Raw genomic sequence first — 12650 nt, forward strand, 5'->3', positions numbered from 1 at the left:
AGCAGTTTTCAAATCTTACAGTGAGGCTGCGACCTGAATTTAAGTCATAGCGCCCTGAGGTATTCAACGGCGGCAATAGGTGGATCGATGCGGAGAAATGCGGCCCTATCGTAGTAGAAGCGGCGATTCATATTCATCGCTTTCGTCCGCATTGGGGCACCACATCCCCCTGAAATCCTTTAGAAGATGCGAAGTCGGTGCTTTTTGCGGCTTGCCTGCTGCGCTGTGTCGCATCGCCGGGCGTGGAGCCGTGCGTTTGCGCTGAAAGCCATTCCTTTCCCGATTTGGTGCGGATCTGCGCGATGGCGCTGGAGCCTATGTCCTGCTTGGGCCATCATCAGCGTTTCATTCCGGAAACATTCAGCAACATCGGAGTTAAACGCGGCCTGAGGTCGCGCATCGCGCCTTGAATGGAGGATCAGATGAGGAAACTTGCGATTGGACTGGCGCTGGGCGCCATGCTTCTGCCGTCCGTGGCGACCGCACAACAGCATCCGGGGCAGGGGCATCCGCAAGGAAGCAACCGTCCGCAACAGGCGCGCCCGGATCAGCACAGGCCTCAGCCCTCCAGACCCGGTCAACATTCCTCCCATCAGAACCGCCCCGGACAGGAGCGGCCTCATCAAAGCCGGCCCATGCCGGCACCTTCCCGGCCAGTCCCTTCAAATCCAAACATGCATCAGCAAAAGCCGCGGCCAAATGGAAGCAATTGGCAAAATTTCGGCAATTATGACTACAACCGCCCCGGATCAGGCGACAGGAAATATTTCGCGGATAAATTCTATCGTGAAGGGACGCATTATAAGCCGACCAAGATCACCCGGAACACGCGCATATATCGGGGCAGCAACGGGCGTTATTATTGCCGCCGTTCCGATGGCACCACGGGCTTGATCGCAGGCGTTGCCATTGGCGGCATCCTGGGCAATTTCCTGGGCGATGGCGATTCCGCATTGCTGGCCACCGTCCTTGGTGCGGGCGTGGGCGGAGCGTTGGGCCGCGAGATCGATCGCGGCAATGTCCAGTGCCGCTGATAAGCTAAGGGAGACGCTCCCGCCGGTGCCGGAGGGAGCGTTATCCACGAAAAGAGAGTAGAAGAGGCGGAAGGGGGCGCCCTTGCCACTGGCGCGGGATGATGGCACAAATCCGGGTGGCACGGATGGAGGAAATATCGGATTTCGGGGTGATGATGCGCCAGTCATGCAAGCGGCTGCATGCTTGAAATCTAGCCCCCCGCTTCGCATCTTTTACGGGAGCAGATCGTCAGCGAGTCCGGGAAATCATGCCAGTCGGGAATATCTCGGGCGAGGGCAGGGGCGGTCGCGGATTCATTGACGCATGCCCATGTGACATTGCTGTCCGGCTGTGCATTCTGGGAACGGCAGGCTTCATCGGGCGGCTCACCCATCGGGGAGCGCGAAGGCGTACCGTTCACGCGGCTGTCCGGAAATCGCCTGCGGGAACTGGATCGTTTCCTTTCCATCCTTCTGGATGAGATCGCGCTTCGTCATGGCGGGCCCGATCATGATGGCTCCGCCTTCGCCCGCCAGCGCAATACGTCCCGCAAGCTATATGCGGTGGAGAGGATGATCGGCGTGACCTGTCTGTCGGACCTTCGCCTGCGCGCCATCGGGCGGGTGTCCGCCTGCTTGCATCATTGTTCCGGTGCGATCCATTCATCCGGGTTGAGGAATGATCTCCACCTTGCGGCAGGGTCCGATCCTGCCAGCGGTGACATCGGCCATGCCGAGGAGCGGCTCCTGCTTTCCCCGGATTCCATTATTGCCATCTGCCGTTTCTACCGCGATCTTGGCGACAGGCTGATGCACGGCACGCTGCCTGCAAAAGCCCGGCATTGACTTTTTCGGGAATTGAGCCGATATAAAAGCCGCTAACGTCGCCTGCGACGGAATTTGGCCCATTGGGTTCTCCTTCCTTTCTCGCGCTACCAGCTCCGCTCGTGCATTTGCGGGCGGGTAATCTGTTTTCGTGAAAGGAAACATCTCATGCCCATCGGCACCGTTAAATTTTTCAATGCTGACAAAGGCTATGGCTTCATTGCGCCCGAAGATGGCGGCAATGACAGCTTCGTCCATATCTCCGCCGTGGAACGCGCGGGCATGGCGACGCTGCAGAAGGATCAGCGGCTGAGCTACGAGGTCGAAACCGACCGTCGCGGCAAGCAGTCCGCGGTCAATCTCGAGACCGTCTGAGTCCATGTTTCGGGACTTTGGTCCCCGATATCATAATATCGAACATGTTGCCCGGTAGGGGTTCTCCTTTGCCGGATTGCGTTCTCCGCGTTCATGTCTGTACGGCTGACAGGGATGCGGAGGACGTTTCAGAAATCCGCGACCTTCTTGTCGCGGCCGACTTTCGCTCCCTTCCGAGCCCTTGGCCGATGCAGGGTAGGCGACAGGCACATGCCTGGCCTGACTTTTCTGTATCAGGCATAAGAGACCGCGCCCGCGAGGCGCGCCCATTTTTCAAGAATAATTTATGCGCGAATGTTCGCGCAAGGATAACCATGAATTTCAAGACACATTTTACATCCTCTCATCCAGTCAATGTCGCTATAAACCGCAAGCCGTTCCGTCCCAAATGTCCGCCAGTCGCAGGCATTTTGTCGACCCGGGATCTGCGCCGTATCGTAGCGGAAATGCTGGGCTAGAGCGCGCTGCGCTCCAACGGGCGGGGTGCGCGCTCTTAGTTGCTTGTTGCCGTATCGCTTTGGCGGAAAAGCGGTTCCCACTTTTCCGCACGATGCTTTCATAGCGCCGCTCGGCGCCGCTCGGAGACCGCCATGTCTGTTACCAGTGATTTTTATCTGGCCCGCGCTGCCCAATGCGAACGAGAAGCTGGCGAGACCGACCTCATCAACGTGCGCGAACGCTGCCTGCGGGCCGGGGCTGCGTGGCAGGCCATGGCCGACCGGGTCTTGAAAGGCGAAGCGGATCGCATGCAGCATGCGGCGGACAAAGCCGCCCTTCAGGAGCAGTTCGATGGCTAGGCAGTTCGGCAAGCACGCACATATCGCCAAGCTTTCGCCCCAACAGGCGGCAAGGCAGGGAAGCATAACGAAAGCTGCCATCGCAGGGCTGGGCGCTCCGGGCGCGATTGCGTTCCTGAACGGGCATGATGCGCTTCTGGGCGGGCGGCCGCTGGACCTGGCCATCGAAAGCGCCGAGGGGCTGATTGCCGTCGAACGCGCGCTGCTCCATCGCATGGAAGCATGAAGGCGCTCTCCATTGCGGAGAGTCGCTCTGGCTTCTTCCGGGATGAAAAGTCTGGCCGCTGTCAGAATTCGGGCGTTGGCAAATCCTGATCGGCGTCCAGGCGGCGGTCGATTTCTTCACCCAGCAGATCAAGCTGTTCGAATGTCGCGATGATGTTCAGAACGGCGCCGTCCTCCAGCACCAGCTGAAGCCGATAATTTTCGCCATCCCGTTCGATGGCGAAGTGGGCAAGGGCACCGGTCATGACATTTCCAATATGATAGGATCGCCTGCGCGACCGGAAGATATGCGCGTTACGGAGAGGTCATGTCTCGATGGCGTCCGCCCGGGCAAGCCGCCGTCCCGTCACCAGAGTCTGGCCGATGAACAGGATGATCAGGATGGTTCCTACCGATCCCACGAATATGTCGAACCCTGACCAGCGCCCGAAAAGCCCCGGTCCCGACCCCAGGATCATCATCATGACGGTCAGCGTAATCAATATGATCCTGAGTTCCGTCGGTCCCGCGGAAAGATAGGAGAGCTTGAATTCCCCCAGCACACGGGCGGACAGATAGGCGTGGATCGACAGCAGGAAATAGCCGGCAAGCGCAACCAGCGCGACATCCATCGTCACGAACGGACTGAGGCCGATGCCAGCCAGGATCAGAAGCGTCGCAAGCCCGTCGCAGCTATGATCGATGAAATATCCGTAGGACGGCCGTTCGATATGCCGATAGCGCGCAAGGCTGCCATCCATCGAATCCCCGAACCACTGGACGAAATAGCCCCCAATGGCGAGCAGCAGCCAGGCGGCCGCGAAATTGCTCGCGACATATCCGGCAAAAATCATGACGGCGCCAACCATGCCCGTCGCGGTCAGGCGATCGGGCGTGACCCATGACGGCATGTGACTGCACAGCCAGTTGAGCAGGCGTCGTTCGTTCGCGGCAAGCCAGTTCTGCTGAATCCTTGAAAGCGATTTGACCGGTTGGGGCTGGATTGTCATGATCCTTCCTGTGGTTGTTGGGCGGGCAATATACGAACCTGTCGCGGCGGACATGGATCGTTTTCAATCGCCCTCTTGCCGATGGCTGGGGCGAAAAATGCGCCAGCTCAAAAAAACGAATAGGATGATTGCCGCTGCGACAGTGGCCTGAAAAGAGAGATCATCCATTTTCATGCCCAACTCCCATTTTGCGGGAGCACATAGGTCTCTCTGTCGGATCATGCGAAACGGGAACCCGATGCGTTTCCCCCTATCATCGGGATGCGCCCCTGGACAGGGTTTTCGGATATGCGGGTCTTTTAGCGCGACGATGACGACTATGTGTGCTATACGGTTTCCATTGCGCGAACCTTGCTGCAAGCATTCGCCGTGACTGAGAGACCATTGTGCTCCCGCTTGCCGAGCCAGGAGCATTTCATGGAAGATCTGAACTATCTGTTGCAACGCGAGCAGGAAGAACTGCTGCGTTCCCAGACCGCTCCCGGTCCAGCGGCGCGCGCCGCCCATCAGGGGCTTGCCGAAGGATATGCACGCCGGATCCGGGATCATCGCCATCCCTATCGAACGAAAAGAGCCGATGGCAGCATGTCGTTCAATCCCTACCCCTTCGGCGCCGAAAGCGCCGTGGCATGAGCCGGGCCGTCAATGTGCAGGAAACGCCCGAGAAGATTGAGGCGCTCTGCGTGAAACATGCTTTCCGGCTGTCGACGGTGGAGCCGCTCATTTCTGGCGGTTCGAGGGTCGTGTTGCTTGACCCCAGGGATGCCGAGGCATTTCGCGTCTTGATGAAGACGAAACTGATCGATGGCACGGTGACGCGATCCTCTTCCCACATCGCGCGGCAATTGCCGCCTTCGACCCGTTGGAGATGAGGCGTGGAAAAACATAATGCCCTCAAGCGGCGTCGAACGGAGGAGTTGAGCGAGGCGCTTCTTGTGAACTGCCCTCAAAAAAGGGGGCAGCATGAAGAGCAGGCCCGCGCCTATGCGAAGATCATTGATGCGGTGAGCCGGAAGAAACGAGAATTGTCGATGTCCCAGCGATCCTGAAGCGGGCCGGTGCAAAGCTGACTTGCGGGGCGATCAAGGAAAACTCGTTTAGGATGCACCGGCGGCGGCGTTACGGATGGGGAAACCCACAAGCGGAAGCCGCAGGATATGAGCGAAGACACGATACCCCCGCATGATGACGGTCAATATTGGAATATTGACGGGCTGGTCCGCGATCTGGCGGCGGCGCGGGCGCGCTGGCGACAGGAACAGCGGCATCATACCGAATATGGCGGCGCGGGTTTCCCCTCGCGCGGCGATATTTCCAAGATCATGATGTCGCTGTGCGGCGCGCTCTTTCCCCTGCGGCTGGGGCCGAGCTTCGTGCGGATCGACAATGAGGATGCGTTCGTCGCCGAAACGCTTCAGACATCGCTCAGCAGACTTTATGGGCAGATCCGGCTGGAACTTTATTATGTCTATCCGGATGGCTCGGCAGCGCAGGTGGATGCAGAGGCCGCGCGCATCATCAGCGCCTTTGCAAGCCGTCTGCCCGAACTGCGCGTGCTGCTCGACACCGATGTCGAGGCCGCCTTTGCCGGCGATCCGGCGGCGCGCAGCGTGGACGAGGTGCTGATCTGCTACCCCTCCATCCTCGCGATCATCCATCACCGGCTGGCGCATGAACTACATGGGCTGGGCGCGCCGCTGGTGGCGCGGATCATATCGGAAGTCGCCCATTCCAAGACCGGCATAGACATTCATCCCGGCGCGACCATCGGCCATCATTTCTTCATCGACCATGGGACCGGCGTGGTGGTCGGCGAAACCGCGATCATCGGCAATCATGTGCGGCTCTATCAGGGCGTGACGTTGGGCGCGCGGAGCTTCACCGTCGACGAACAGGGCGTGCTGGAAAAGGCCCAGCCGCGCCATCCGGTGATCGAGGACGATGTGGTGATCTATGCCGGGGCGACCGTTCTGGGCCGGATCATCATCGGCAGCGGATCGGTGATCGGGGGCAATGTCTGGCTGACCCAAAGCGTCCCGGCAGGCAGCAATGTACAGCAGGCCAAGGCGGAAAATCAGATCACCAGCCGGATCGACGACATGCCTTCCCATCGGGTTCGGCGGATTATTCCTTCCAGTGAAGGGGAGAGTCGGGGACTGGCTGGCTAAGGAGGCGGACAGTGTTTTTTAGGAAATCCTGTCTAGGAAGGCTGTTCCTCTCGCACTGGGAAATTTCGGATTGGCCTTTTCTGCTCCCTTGATTTCGCCGGATGTTTCCGATGCCGGTGCCCCGGCGCGTGCACCTGCGTTTTCGCGGCCTGCATTGCCGCTGCTTGCGCTACCCGCGCTTTTGCTCGCCCTTGCGCTGCTGATGCTGGCTCAGGCCGGATATACGGGGGAGGACGACGCGCATTATCTTTTCGCGGCGGACGCCTGGCGGTCCGGCCAGTGGTTCCTGGGCGTCAATCACTGGCATTTGCGGCATCCCCATGTGCTGGCGATCGCCGCGTCCTTCACGCTGTTCGGGCGCAATGAAGGGGCCATGATATTGCCCACGGTCGTGGCTTTCCTGGGCGTCATCACGCTCACGGTCTGGCTGGTCCGCCGTGTGGCGGACGACTGGACGGCGGTGTTCGCCGGGCTGCTGGTCGCGGCCACACCCGCTTTCGTCCTCTATGCGAAGATTCCCTATCCGGACGTTGGCGAGCTTTTCTATGGCGTCCTGTCCTTCGCCCTGCTGTGGAAGGGGCTGGAAACGTCCCGCTATCGCTGGTTCGTCCTGTCCGGTCTCGCCATGGCCTTTGCCTGGCTGATCCGACCAAGCTGCGCCCCCTTTATCCTGCTCTATGGCCTGCTGTTCCTGATCGGCTACCGCGTGCCGCGTTCGCGTTATCTGGCAATGGGCATCGGGTTCGCGCCGCCGATATTGGCGGAGTGGCTTTATTATTACCTCCGCGCGGGCGACCCCTTCTACCGTTTCGCCGTGGATATGCACAGTCTGGAGATACCGACCGCGCATATGATGGGCGGCGTGGCGCATGGGCTTCGGCCTCCCTTCAACGCCGAACTGATGGCGAAATGGGTGCCCAACAGCATGGTCGACGTGCACTGGCTGGTGAACCCCTATATCGATTTTCTGACCAGCCCGAGTTTCGGACTGCTCTACAGCGCCGCGATCATCGCGGCCTTTCTGCTGCTGCGCGACCGGCGGTTGCAGCCGGAGATCCGGCAATTCGCATGGATCATGATCGCGCTGGCGTTGCTCTGGATTTTCGTCACTATCTATGTGCTCAACCTGCGCCCGCAGCCCCGTTATTTCCTGCCCGCGACATGGTGCGCCTGCATCCTGGCGGCGATGGGATTGCGGCATGTTCTTCGGGAAAAAGGACGGCTTCCCGCCTTCGCCTTGTTGGCGATCCTCATCGTCAGCGACGCCGCGCTGGTCAGCGCCCGGAAAGACCCGATGGAGGCGGAACGGCAATTGGCGGCCTTCGCCGCAAGCCGCGATGGCCCGATGACGAGCGACCTTGGCAAGGCGCGGTTTTTCCTGGAGCAGCGGGGCATGGCGGGCCGCGTGACGATCATCGGCGAAGGCCTCCGACCGCCAGCTGGCCTTTTCCTGACATCGAGCGATCAAGTCGAAAGCTGGTCGGAGAAGGGGGTTTCGGGCTTCAGGCCGGTGTCGGCGCGTCCTTCATGGCTGGACCGGTTCTGGGCAGTCGTCGTTCCGCAGAAGGTCTATGGCAAATTGCGTCCCCGGCGCGACCTTATGCTGGCCGAAGTGCCGGACGTCAGCTCAGCGCCTCGATCGTCGCCCACAGGCTGAGGCAGAGGCCGATCAGCACCGCGATCTTGCGGCGGGGGCCGCGGATATGCACCTCGCCCGCGCCAAATTCATAGCCGCACTGGACGCACGCCCTGCTGGCGGGAGACGCGGCTGTTCCGCAGAGCCTGCAATGTCCGGCGTTGGTCATGGCTTCCTTTTGTCCGTGCGCGCCTGAAGTTTTCGGCATGGAAATGTTGCGCGGAAATCTAGCGAGCGATGGTGAAGAGCCGGTAAACGGGCGGCAGCCGTTTCGTTTCGGTGCCGCTCTGGGAAAACGACCGCCATCTGGTATAGCAAAGCCTTGAGAAAGGATGGCCCATGCAGACCTATGTCCCGCCTATTGACGATTATCGCTTCCTGATGACGCAGGTGCTGGATTTCGACCGGGCGATGGCGGACATCGGCATGGAGGTCGATGGCGATCTCGCCGCGACGATTTTGGAGGAAGCGGGGCGCATGTGCGCGCAAAGGCTCCAGCCGCTCAACCGCACGGGCGACGAGGAGGGCAGCCGCCTGATCGACGGCGCGGTGCAACTGCCGCAAGGCTTTGCGGATGCCTATCGCGAATTTGCCGAGGCGGGCTGGGCTTCGCTTTCATCCGACCCGGAACATGGCGGGCAGGGGCTGCCGTTCGTCCTGCAACTCTGGCTGGACGAGATGCTGTCGGCGACCAACCTGTCCTTTGGCCTTATCCCCGGCCTGACGCGCGGCGCGTGCGAGGCGATCAAGGCCCATGCGAGCGATCCACTGAAGGCCGTCTACCTGCCGCCCATGGTGCGTGGTGAGTGGACCGGCGCCATGGCGCTGACGGAAAGCGGCGCTGGCACCGACCTTGCCTTGCTCAAGACCAAGGCGACGCCAAAGGACGGCGACAACTATGCAGTGAGCGGGACCAAGATATTCATCTCATCGGGCGATCACGATATTGGCGGCAATATCGTCCATCTGGTGCTTGCCCGCCTGCCCGATGCGCCAGCAGGGGTGAGGGGGATCAGCCTGTTCCTCGTCCCCAAATTCCTCCCCGACGCGTCCGGCGCCTTCACCGTCCGCAACGCGATGTCGGTCGGTGCGCTGGAAAGGAAGATGGGCATCCACGCGCAGCCCACTTGCGTCATGAACTATGATGGCGCGACCGGATGGCTGGTGGGCGAGCCGCACAAGGGACTTGCCGCCATGTTCACGATGATGAATGCGGAGCGGTTGATGGTCGGCATTCAGGGGCTGGGCATTGCGGGTGGCGCTTATCAGCAGGCCGCCGCTTATGCCCGCGAGCGCCTGCAGGGCCGTAGCGCGGATGGGACGCGCGGGCCGGTGCCGATCATCGAACATGCCGACGTGCGGCGGATGCTGCTCAGTGTACGCGCCTTTGTCGAAGCGGGTCGGGCGCTTGCGGGCTGGACCGCGCTGCAACTGGATCGCGCCCACCGTCACCCGGACGCGGCGGAGCGGGGGAAGGCGGATGCCTTTGTCGCGCTGCTTACGCCGGTCGTGAAGGCGGCCTTTACCGACTTTGGCTTCGAAAGCGCGGTGCAGGCGCAGCAGGTATTCGGCGGCCATGGCTACATCCGCGAATGGGGCATGGAACAATATGTCCGCGACGCCCGCATCGCCCAGATTTACGAAGGCACCAACGGCGTGCAGGCCATGGACCTGGTGGGCCGCAAGCTGGCGCTGGAGGGCGGCGCGGTGGCGCAGGGCTTCTTCGATCTGATCGCCGCCGATCTGGAAGGGCAGGGCGCGCCTATCGCCGCAGCCACGCGGGACGCCCTGCAATTGCTGCGCGACGCCACCGCTGCCTTGCGCGGAGCCGATGCGGATGCGCTGGGCGCGGCGGCGGTCGATTATCTGCGACTCTTCGCGCTTGTTGCGATGGGCTGGATGTGGGCGCGCATGGCCGACGCTGCGACGAAGGGGGGCACGCCGCTCCACAGCGCCAAGATCGCCGTGGCCGACTTCTTCGCCCGGCGCATGTTGCCGCAGGTGAAGGGGCTGACCGCCGCGCTATCCGCAGGCGCGCAGTCGATCATGGCCTTGCCCGACGACGCCTTCTGAACATTGAACGAAACTTGTTGCAGGCGCGTCGCGATATGCCTATATCGCGCTTGCTTCCTTACATCGTCAAACATGTCGGGGTCGCGGGCGGGAACGCTCGCGGCGTGGAAGCCGCACATATTGTTTTTGGAGACTCCATGGCGGACATCGCCGAACTGACAGCATTGATCGAACCGGAGGTGAAGGCCCTCGGCTTCGACCTCGTGCGAATCAGGCTGTTCGGCTCCGGGGACGAACATACGCTTCAGATCATGGCCGAACGGCCCGAAACGAAGCAGTTGGTCATCGAGGATTGCGCCGCCCTTTCCCGCCGCCTGTCGGATGTGCTGGACGAAGCCGACCCGATCGAGGAGGCCTATCGCCTGGAAGTCAGCTCGCCGGGCATCGATCGCCCGCTGACCCGCCTGCACGATTTCCTCGAATGGACCGGGCATGAAGCGAAGATATCGGCGACCGAAACCGTCGCGGGACGCAAGAGCTTTCGTGGCCTGCTCCAGGGCATTGAAGGCGATAATATCCAGTTCAAGGACGCAAAAGCGGGAGAGGTTTCTATCCCCTTTGCGCTGGTGGGCGACGCGAAGCTGCTGCTGACCGACGCGCTCCTTTCTGCTACCATGCCGCTCTCCTCCGATGGGGCGGACGAGTTCGAAACCGAAGAGTAAAGGTTCACTAGCCATGGCCAACGCCATTTCCGCCAACAAGGCCGAACTGCTCGCCATCGCGAACAGCGTCGCTTCCGAAAAGATGATCGACAAGGCGATCGTCATCGAAGCGATGGAGGACGCGATTCAGCGTGCCGCCCGTGCCCGTTACGGCGCTGAAAACGACATTCGCGCAAAGCTGGACCCGGAAAGCGGCGACCTGCGCCTGTGGCGTGTCGTCGAAGTGGTCGAAGCGGTGGACGATTATTTCAAGCAGGTCGACCTCAAGCAGGCGCAGAAGCTGAAGAAGGACGCCGTGATCGGCGACTTCATCGTCGATCCGCTGCCCCCGATCGACCTAGGCCGCATCGACGCGCAGTCCGCCAAGCAGGTGATCTTCCAGAAGGTCCGCGACGCCGAGCGCGAGCGTCAGCACGAGGAATTCAAGGACCGCGTGGGTGAGATAATCACCGGCGTCGTCAAGTCCGTCGAGTTCGGCCATGTCGTCGTGAACCTGGGCCGCGCCGAGGGTGTCATCCGCCGCGATCAGCAGATACCGCGCGAAGTCGTCCGCGTCGGCGACCGTATCCGCTCGGTAATCCTGAACGTGCGCCGGGAAAATCGCGGGCCGCAGATTTTCCTCAGCCGCGCCCACCCCGAGTTCATGAAGAAGCTGTTCGCGCAGGAAGTGCCCGAAATCTATGACGGCGTGATCGAGATCAAGGCCGCCGCCCGCGATCCGGGCAGTCGCGCCAAGATCGGCGTCATCAGCCGCGATTCGAGCATCGACCCGGTCGGCGCCTGCGTCGGCATGAAGGGCAGCCGCGTGCAGGCCGTCGTGCAGGAAATGCAGGGCGAGAAGATCGACATCATCCCTTGGAGCGAGGACACCGCGACCTTCGTCGTCAACGCGCTCCAGCCCGCGCAGGTCGCCCGCGTCGTCATCGACGAGGAAGAAGAACGCATCGAAGTCGTTGTCCCCGACGATCAGTTGTCGCTCGCCATCGGCCGCCGCGGCCAGAATGTCCGCCTTGCCAGCCAGTTGACCGGCAAGGCCATCGACATCATGACCGAGGCTGACGCGTCCGAAAAGCGGCAGAAGGAATTCGTCACCCGCTCCGAACTGTTCCAGAACGAACTGGACGTGGACGAGACGCTTTCGCAGCTTCTGGTGGCCGAAGGCTTCGGCGAACTGGAAGAAGTGGCCTATGTCGGCGTTGACGAACTGGCCGCGATCGAAGGGTTCGACGAGGATCTCGCCGCAGAACTTCAAAGCCGCGCGCAGGAGGCGCTTGACCGCCGCGAGGCAGCAGCTCGTGAGGAACGTCGCGCTCTGGGCGTCGAGGACGCGCTGGCCGAAATGCCGCACCTGACCGAAGCCATGCTGGTGACGCTGGGCAAGGCGGGCATCAAGACGCTTGACGATCTGGCCGATCTCGCCACCGACGAGCTGATCGCCAAGAAGCGCGTCGACCAGCGCCGCCGCCGGAGCGAAACATCGGAGGACAAGGGCGGCATCCTGGCCGAATATGGCCTCTCCGAAGAGCAGGGTAATGAGACCATCATGGCCGCCCGCGCCCACTGGTTCGAGGGTGAGGAAGCGTAAAGCCTGATGCCCTTTGTCGATATCCGTCTGGCGGGAAACGCCACCCATGAACAGAAAGCCGCCATCGTGGCTGACGTGACCCGGTCGCTCGTGGAGCGGCTGGGCAAGTCGCCTGCGGCTGTTCAGGTGGTGATTTCCGAAGTCCCGACGGAAAATTATGGGGCCGGCGGTCAATTGATCGCCGACCGTGCGGCTACGGCGCAAGCTGGCGGGCCGTCAATCGGGGAGGACGCCCATGTCGCGGTCACTTCCCGATGAGAGGCTAAGCGCCACTATCGTTGTTCGAGAAATGCGCTCCTGCG

General features: G+C 61.5%; 17 protein-coding genes. 14 read left to right on the top strand and 3 right to left on the bottom strand.

The features are described from left to right. The first annotated feature begins 674 nt into the window (after window positions 1-674). The 5 genes from LDB26_RS05070 to LDB26_RS05090 all read left to right on the top strand — a co-directional run bounded on the left by LDB26_RS05070 (window position 675) and on the right by LDB26_RS05090 (window position 3236). The gene (locus LDB26_RS05070; protein ID WP_231746259.1) at window positions 675-1034 is read left to right on the top strand and encodes a glycine zipper 2TM domain-containing protein; all 360 of its coding nucleotides are present in this window, start codon (window positions 675-677) and stop codon (window positions 1032-1034) included. A 297-nt stretch (window positions 1035-1331) separates the two neighbouring features. After that, complete coding sequence (locus LDB26_RS05075) at window positions 1332-1859, top strand: hypothetical protein (RefSeq protein ID WP_062064495.1); 528 nt, start codon at window positions 1332-1334, stop codon at window positions 1857-1859. A gap of 147 nt (window positions 1860-2006) precedes the next feature. Continuing rightward, window positions 2007-2213, top strand: coding sequence for a cold-shock protein (locus tag LDB26_RS05080; RefSeq protein WP_062064497.1), 207 nt, complete (start codon window positions 2007-2009; stop codon window positions 2211-2213). Between the two features lie 590 nt (window positions 2214-2803). Further along, window positions 2804-3010, top strand: a complete 207-nt coding sequence (locus LDB26_RS05085; RefSeq protein WP_062064499.1) for a hypothetical protein — start codon at window positions 2804-2806, stop codon at window positions 3008-3010. After that, the gene (locus LDB26_RS05090) at window positions 3003-3236 is read left to right on the top strand and encodes a hypothetical protein (protein ID WP_257540763.1); all 234 of its coding nucleotides are present in this window, start codon (window positions 3003-3005) and stop codon (window positions 3234-3236) included. The genes LDB26_RS05085 and LDB26_RS05090 overlap by 8 nt, the downstream gene beginning before the upstream one ends. A gap of 61 nt (window positions 3237-3297) precedes the next feature. Here the strand turns inward: LDB26_RS05090 and LDB26_RS05095 are convergent, their stop codons facing one another. Next, window positions 3298-3480, bottom strand: coding sequence for a hypothetical protein (locus LDB26_RS05095; RefSeq protein ID WP_257540765.1), 183 nt, complete (start codon window positions 3478-3480; stop codon window positions 3298-3300). 60 nt (window positions 3481-3540) lie between these two features. Beyond that, entirely contained in the window at window positions 3541-4224 is a 684-nt protein-coding gene (locus LDB26_RS05100; protein ID WP_062064504.1) for a CDP-alcohol phosphatidyltransferase family protein, read from the bottom strand. Window positions 4225-4641: 417 nt separating this feature from the next. On the opposite strand from LDB26_RS05100, the gene LDB26_RS05105 reads away from it, so the two are divergent. From LDB26_RS05105 to LDB26_RS05125, 5 genes are all read left to right on the top strand, one after another. Beyond that, window positions 4642-4857: a hypothetical protein gene (locus tag LDB26_RS05105; RefSeq protein ID WP_062064506.1), complete on the top strand. Its 216-nt coding sequence runs from the start codon at window positions 4642-4644 to the stop codon at window positions 4855-4857. Then, a complete protein-coding gene (locus LDB26_RS05110) occupies window positions 4854-5096 on the top strand; it encodes a hypothetical protein (protein ID WP_062064508.1) in 243 nt (80 codons plus the stop codon). Before LDB26_RS05105 ends, LDB26_RS05110 begins: the two co-directional genes overlap by 4 nt. Window positions 5097-5099: 3 nt before the next feature. Continuing rightward, window positions 5100-5273 (top strand): hypothetical protein, encoded by a 174-nt coding sequence (locus LDB26_RS05115; protein WP_257540768.1) that lies wholly within the window; start codon window positions 5100-5102, stop codon window positions 5271-5273. Between the two features lie 108 nt (window positions 5274-5381). Next, window positions 5382-6392: a serine O-acetyltransferase EpsC gene (gene epsC / locus LDB26_RS05120; protein WP_062064509.1), complete on the top strand. Its 1011-nt coding sequence runs from the start codon at window positions 5382-5384 to the stop codon at window positions 6390-6392. A 154-nt stretch (window positions 6393-6546) separates the two neighbouring features. Beyond that, window positions 6547-8049, top strand: a complete 1503-nt coding sequence (locus LDB26_RS05125; protein ID WP_257540771.1) for a glycosyltransferase family 39 protein — start codon at window positions 6547-6549, stop codon at window positions 8047-8049. Here LDB26_RS05125 and LDB26_RS05130 read toward each other — a convergent pair. Beyond that, a complete protein-coding gene (locus LDB26_RS05130; RefSeq protein WP_062064513.1) occupies window positions 8015-8197 on the bottom strand; it encodes a hypothetical protein in 183 nt (60 codons plus the stop codon). The genes LDB26_RS05125 and LDB26_RS05130 overlap by 35 nt on opposite strands. Window positions 8198-8367: 170 nt before the next feature. Here LDB26_RS05130 and LDB26_RS05135 point away from each other — a divergent pair, with 170 nt between their 5' ends. From LDB26_RS05135 to LDB26_RS05150, 4 genes are all read left to right on the top strand, one after another. Then, entirely contained in the window at window positions 8368-10101 is a 1734-nt protein-coding gene (locus LDB26_RS05135) for an acyl-CoA dehydrogenase (RefSeq protein ID WP_257540773.1), read from the top strand. 137 nt (window positions 10102-10238) lie between these two features. Beyond that, window positions 10239-10763 (top strand): ribosome maturation protein RimP, encoded by a 525-nt coding sequence (rimP, locus tag LDB26_RS05140; RefSeq protein ID WP_062068675.1) that lies wholly within the window; start codon window positions 10239-10241, stop codon window positions 10761-10763. A gap of 13 nt (window positions 10764-10776) precedes the next feature. Next, window positions 10777-12348: a transcription termination factor NusA gene (gene nusA, locus LDB26_RS05145; protein WP_257540775.1), complete on the top strand. Its 1572-nt coding sequence runs from the start codon at window positions 10777-10779 to the stop codon at window positions 12346-12348. Window positions 12349-12354: 6 nt separating this feature from the next. Then, window positions 12355-12606 (top strand): 4-oxalocrotonate tautomerase family protein, encoded by a 252-nt coding sequence (locus LDB26_RS05150; protein ID WP_257540777.1) that lies wholly within the window; start codon window positions 12355-12357, stop codon window positions 12604-12606. Window positions 12607-12650 lie beyond the last annotated feature (44 nt).

This window comes from Sphingobium sp. CFD-1, from assembly GCF_024611115.1.
Classification (GTDB): Bacteria; Pseudomonadota; Alphaproteobacteria; order Sphingomonadales; family Sphingomonadaceae; genus Sphingobium; species Sphingobium baderi_A.

What these genes read in the sequence shown, in the direction of transcription:
- LDB26_RS05070 (WP_231746259.1), top strand. Translation starts at nt 675, where the DNA reads ATGCATCAGCAAAAGCCGCGGCCAAATGGAAGCAATTGGCAAAATTTC.
- LDB26_RS05090 (WP_257540763.1), top strand. Translation starts at nt 3,003, where the DNA reads ATGGCTAGGCAGTTCGGCAAGCACGCACATATCGCCAAGCTTTCGCCC.
- LDB26_RS05150 (WP_257540777.1), top strand. Translation starts at nt 12,355, where the DNA reads ATGCCCTTTGTCGATATCCGTCTGGCGGGAAACGCCACCCATGAACAG.
- LDB26_RS05080 (WP_062064497.1), top strand. Translation starts at nt 2,007, where the DNA reads ATGCCCATCGGCACCGTTAAATTTTTCAATGCTGACAAAGGCTATGGC.
- LDB26_RS05095 (WP_257540765.1), bottom strand. Translation starts at nt 3,480, where the DNA reads ATGACCGGTGCCCTTGCCCACTTCGCCATCGAACGGGATGGCGAAAAT.
- nusA (WP_257540775.1), top strand. Translation starts at nt 10,777, where the DNA reads ATGGCCAACGCCATTTCCGCCAACAAGGCCGAACTGCTCGCCATCGCG.
- LDB26_RS05085 (WP_062064499.1), top strand. Translation starts at nt 2,804, where the DNA reads ATGTCTGTTACCAGTGATTTTTATCTGGCCCGCGCTGCCCAATGCGAA.
- LDB26_RS05105 (WP_062064506.1), top strand. Translation starts at nt 4,642, where the DNA reads ATGGAAGATCTGAACTATCTGTTGCAACGCGAGCAGGAAGAACTGCTG.
- rimP (WP_062068675.1), top strand. Translation starts at nt 10,239, where the DNA reads ATGGCGGACATCGCCGAACTGACAGCATTGATCGAACCGGAGGTGAAG.
- LDB26_RS05110 (WP_062064508.1), top strand. Translation starts at nt 4,854, where the DNA reads ATGAGCCGGGCCGTCAATGTGCAGGAAACGCCCGAGAAGATTGAGGCG.
- LDB26_RS05130 (WP_062064513.1), bottom strand. Translation starts at nt 8,197, where the DNA reads ATGACCAACGCCGGACATTGCAGGCTCTGCGGAACAGCCGCGTCTCCC.
- epsC (WP_062064509.1), top strand. Translation starts at nt 5,382, where the DNA reads ATGAGCGAAGACACGATACCCCCGCATGATGACGGTCAATATTGGAAT.
- LDB26_RS05100 (WP_062064504.1), bottom strand. Translation starts at nt 4,224, where the DNA reads ATGACAATCCAGCCCCAACCGGTCAAATCGCTTTCAAGGATTCAGCAG.
- LDB26_RS05135 (WP_257540773.1), top strand. Translation starts at nt 8,368, where the DNA reads ATGCAGACCTATGTCCCGCCTATTGACGATTATCGCTTCCTGATGACG.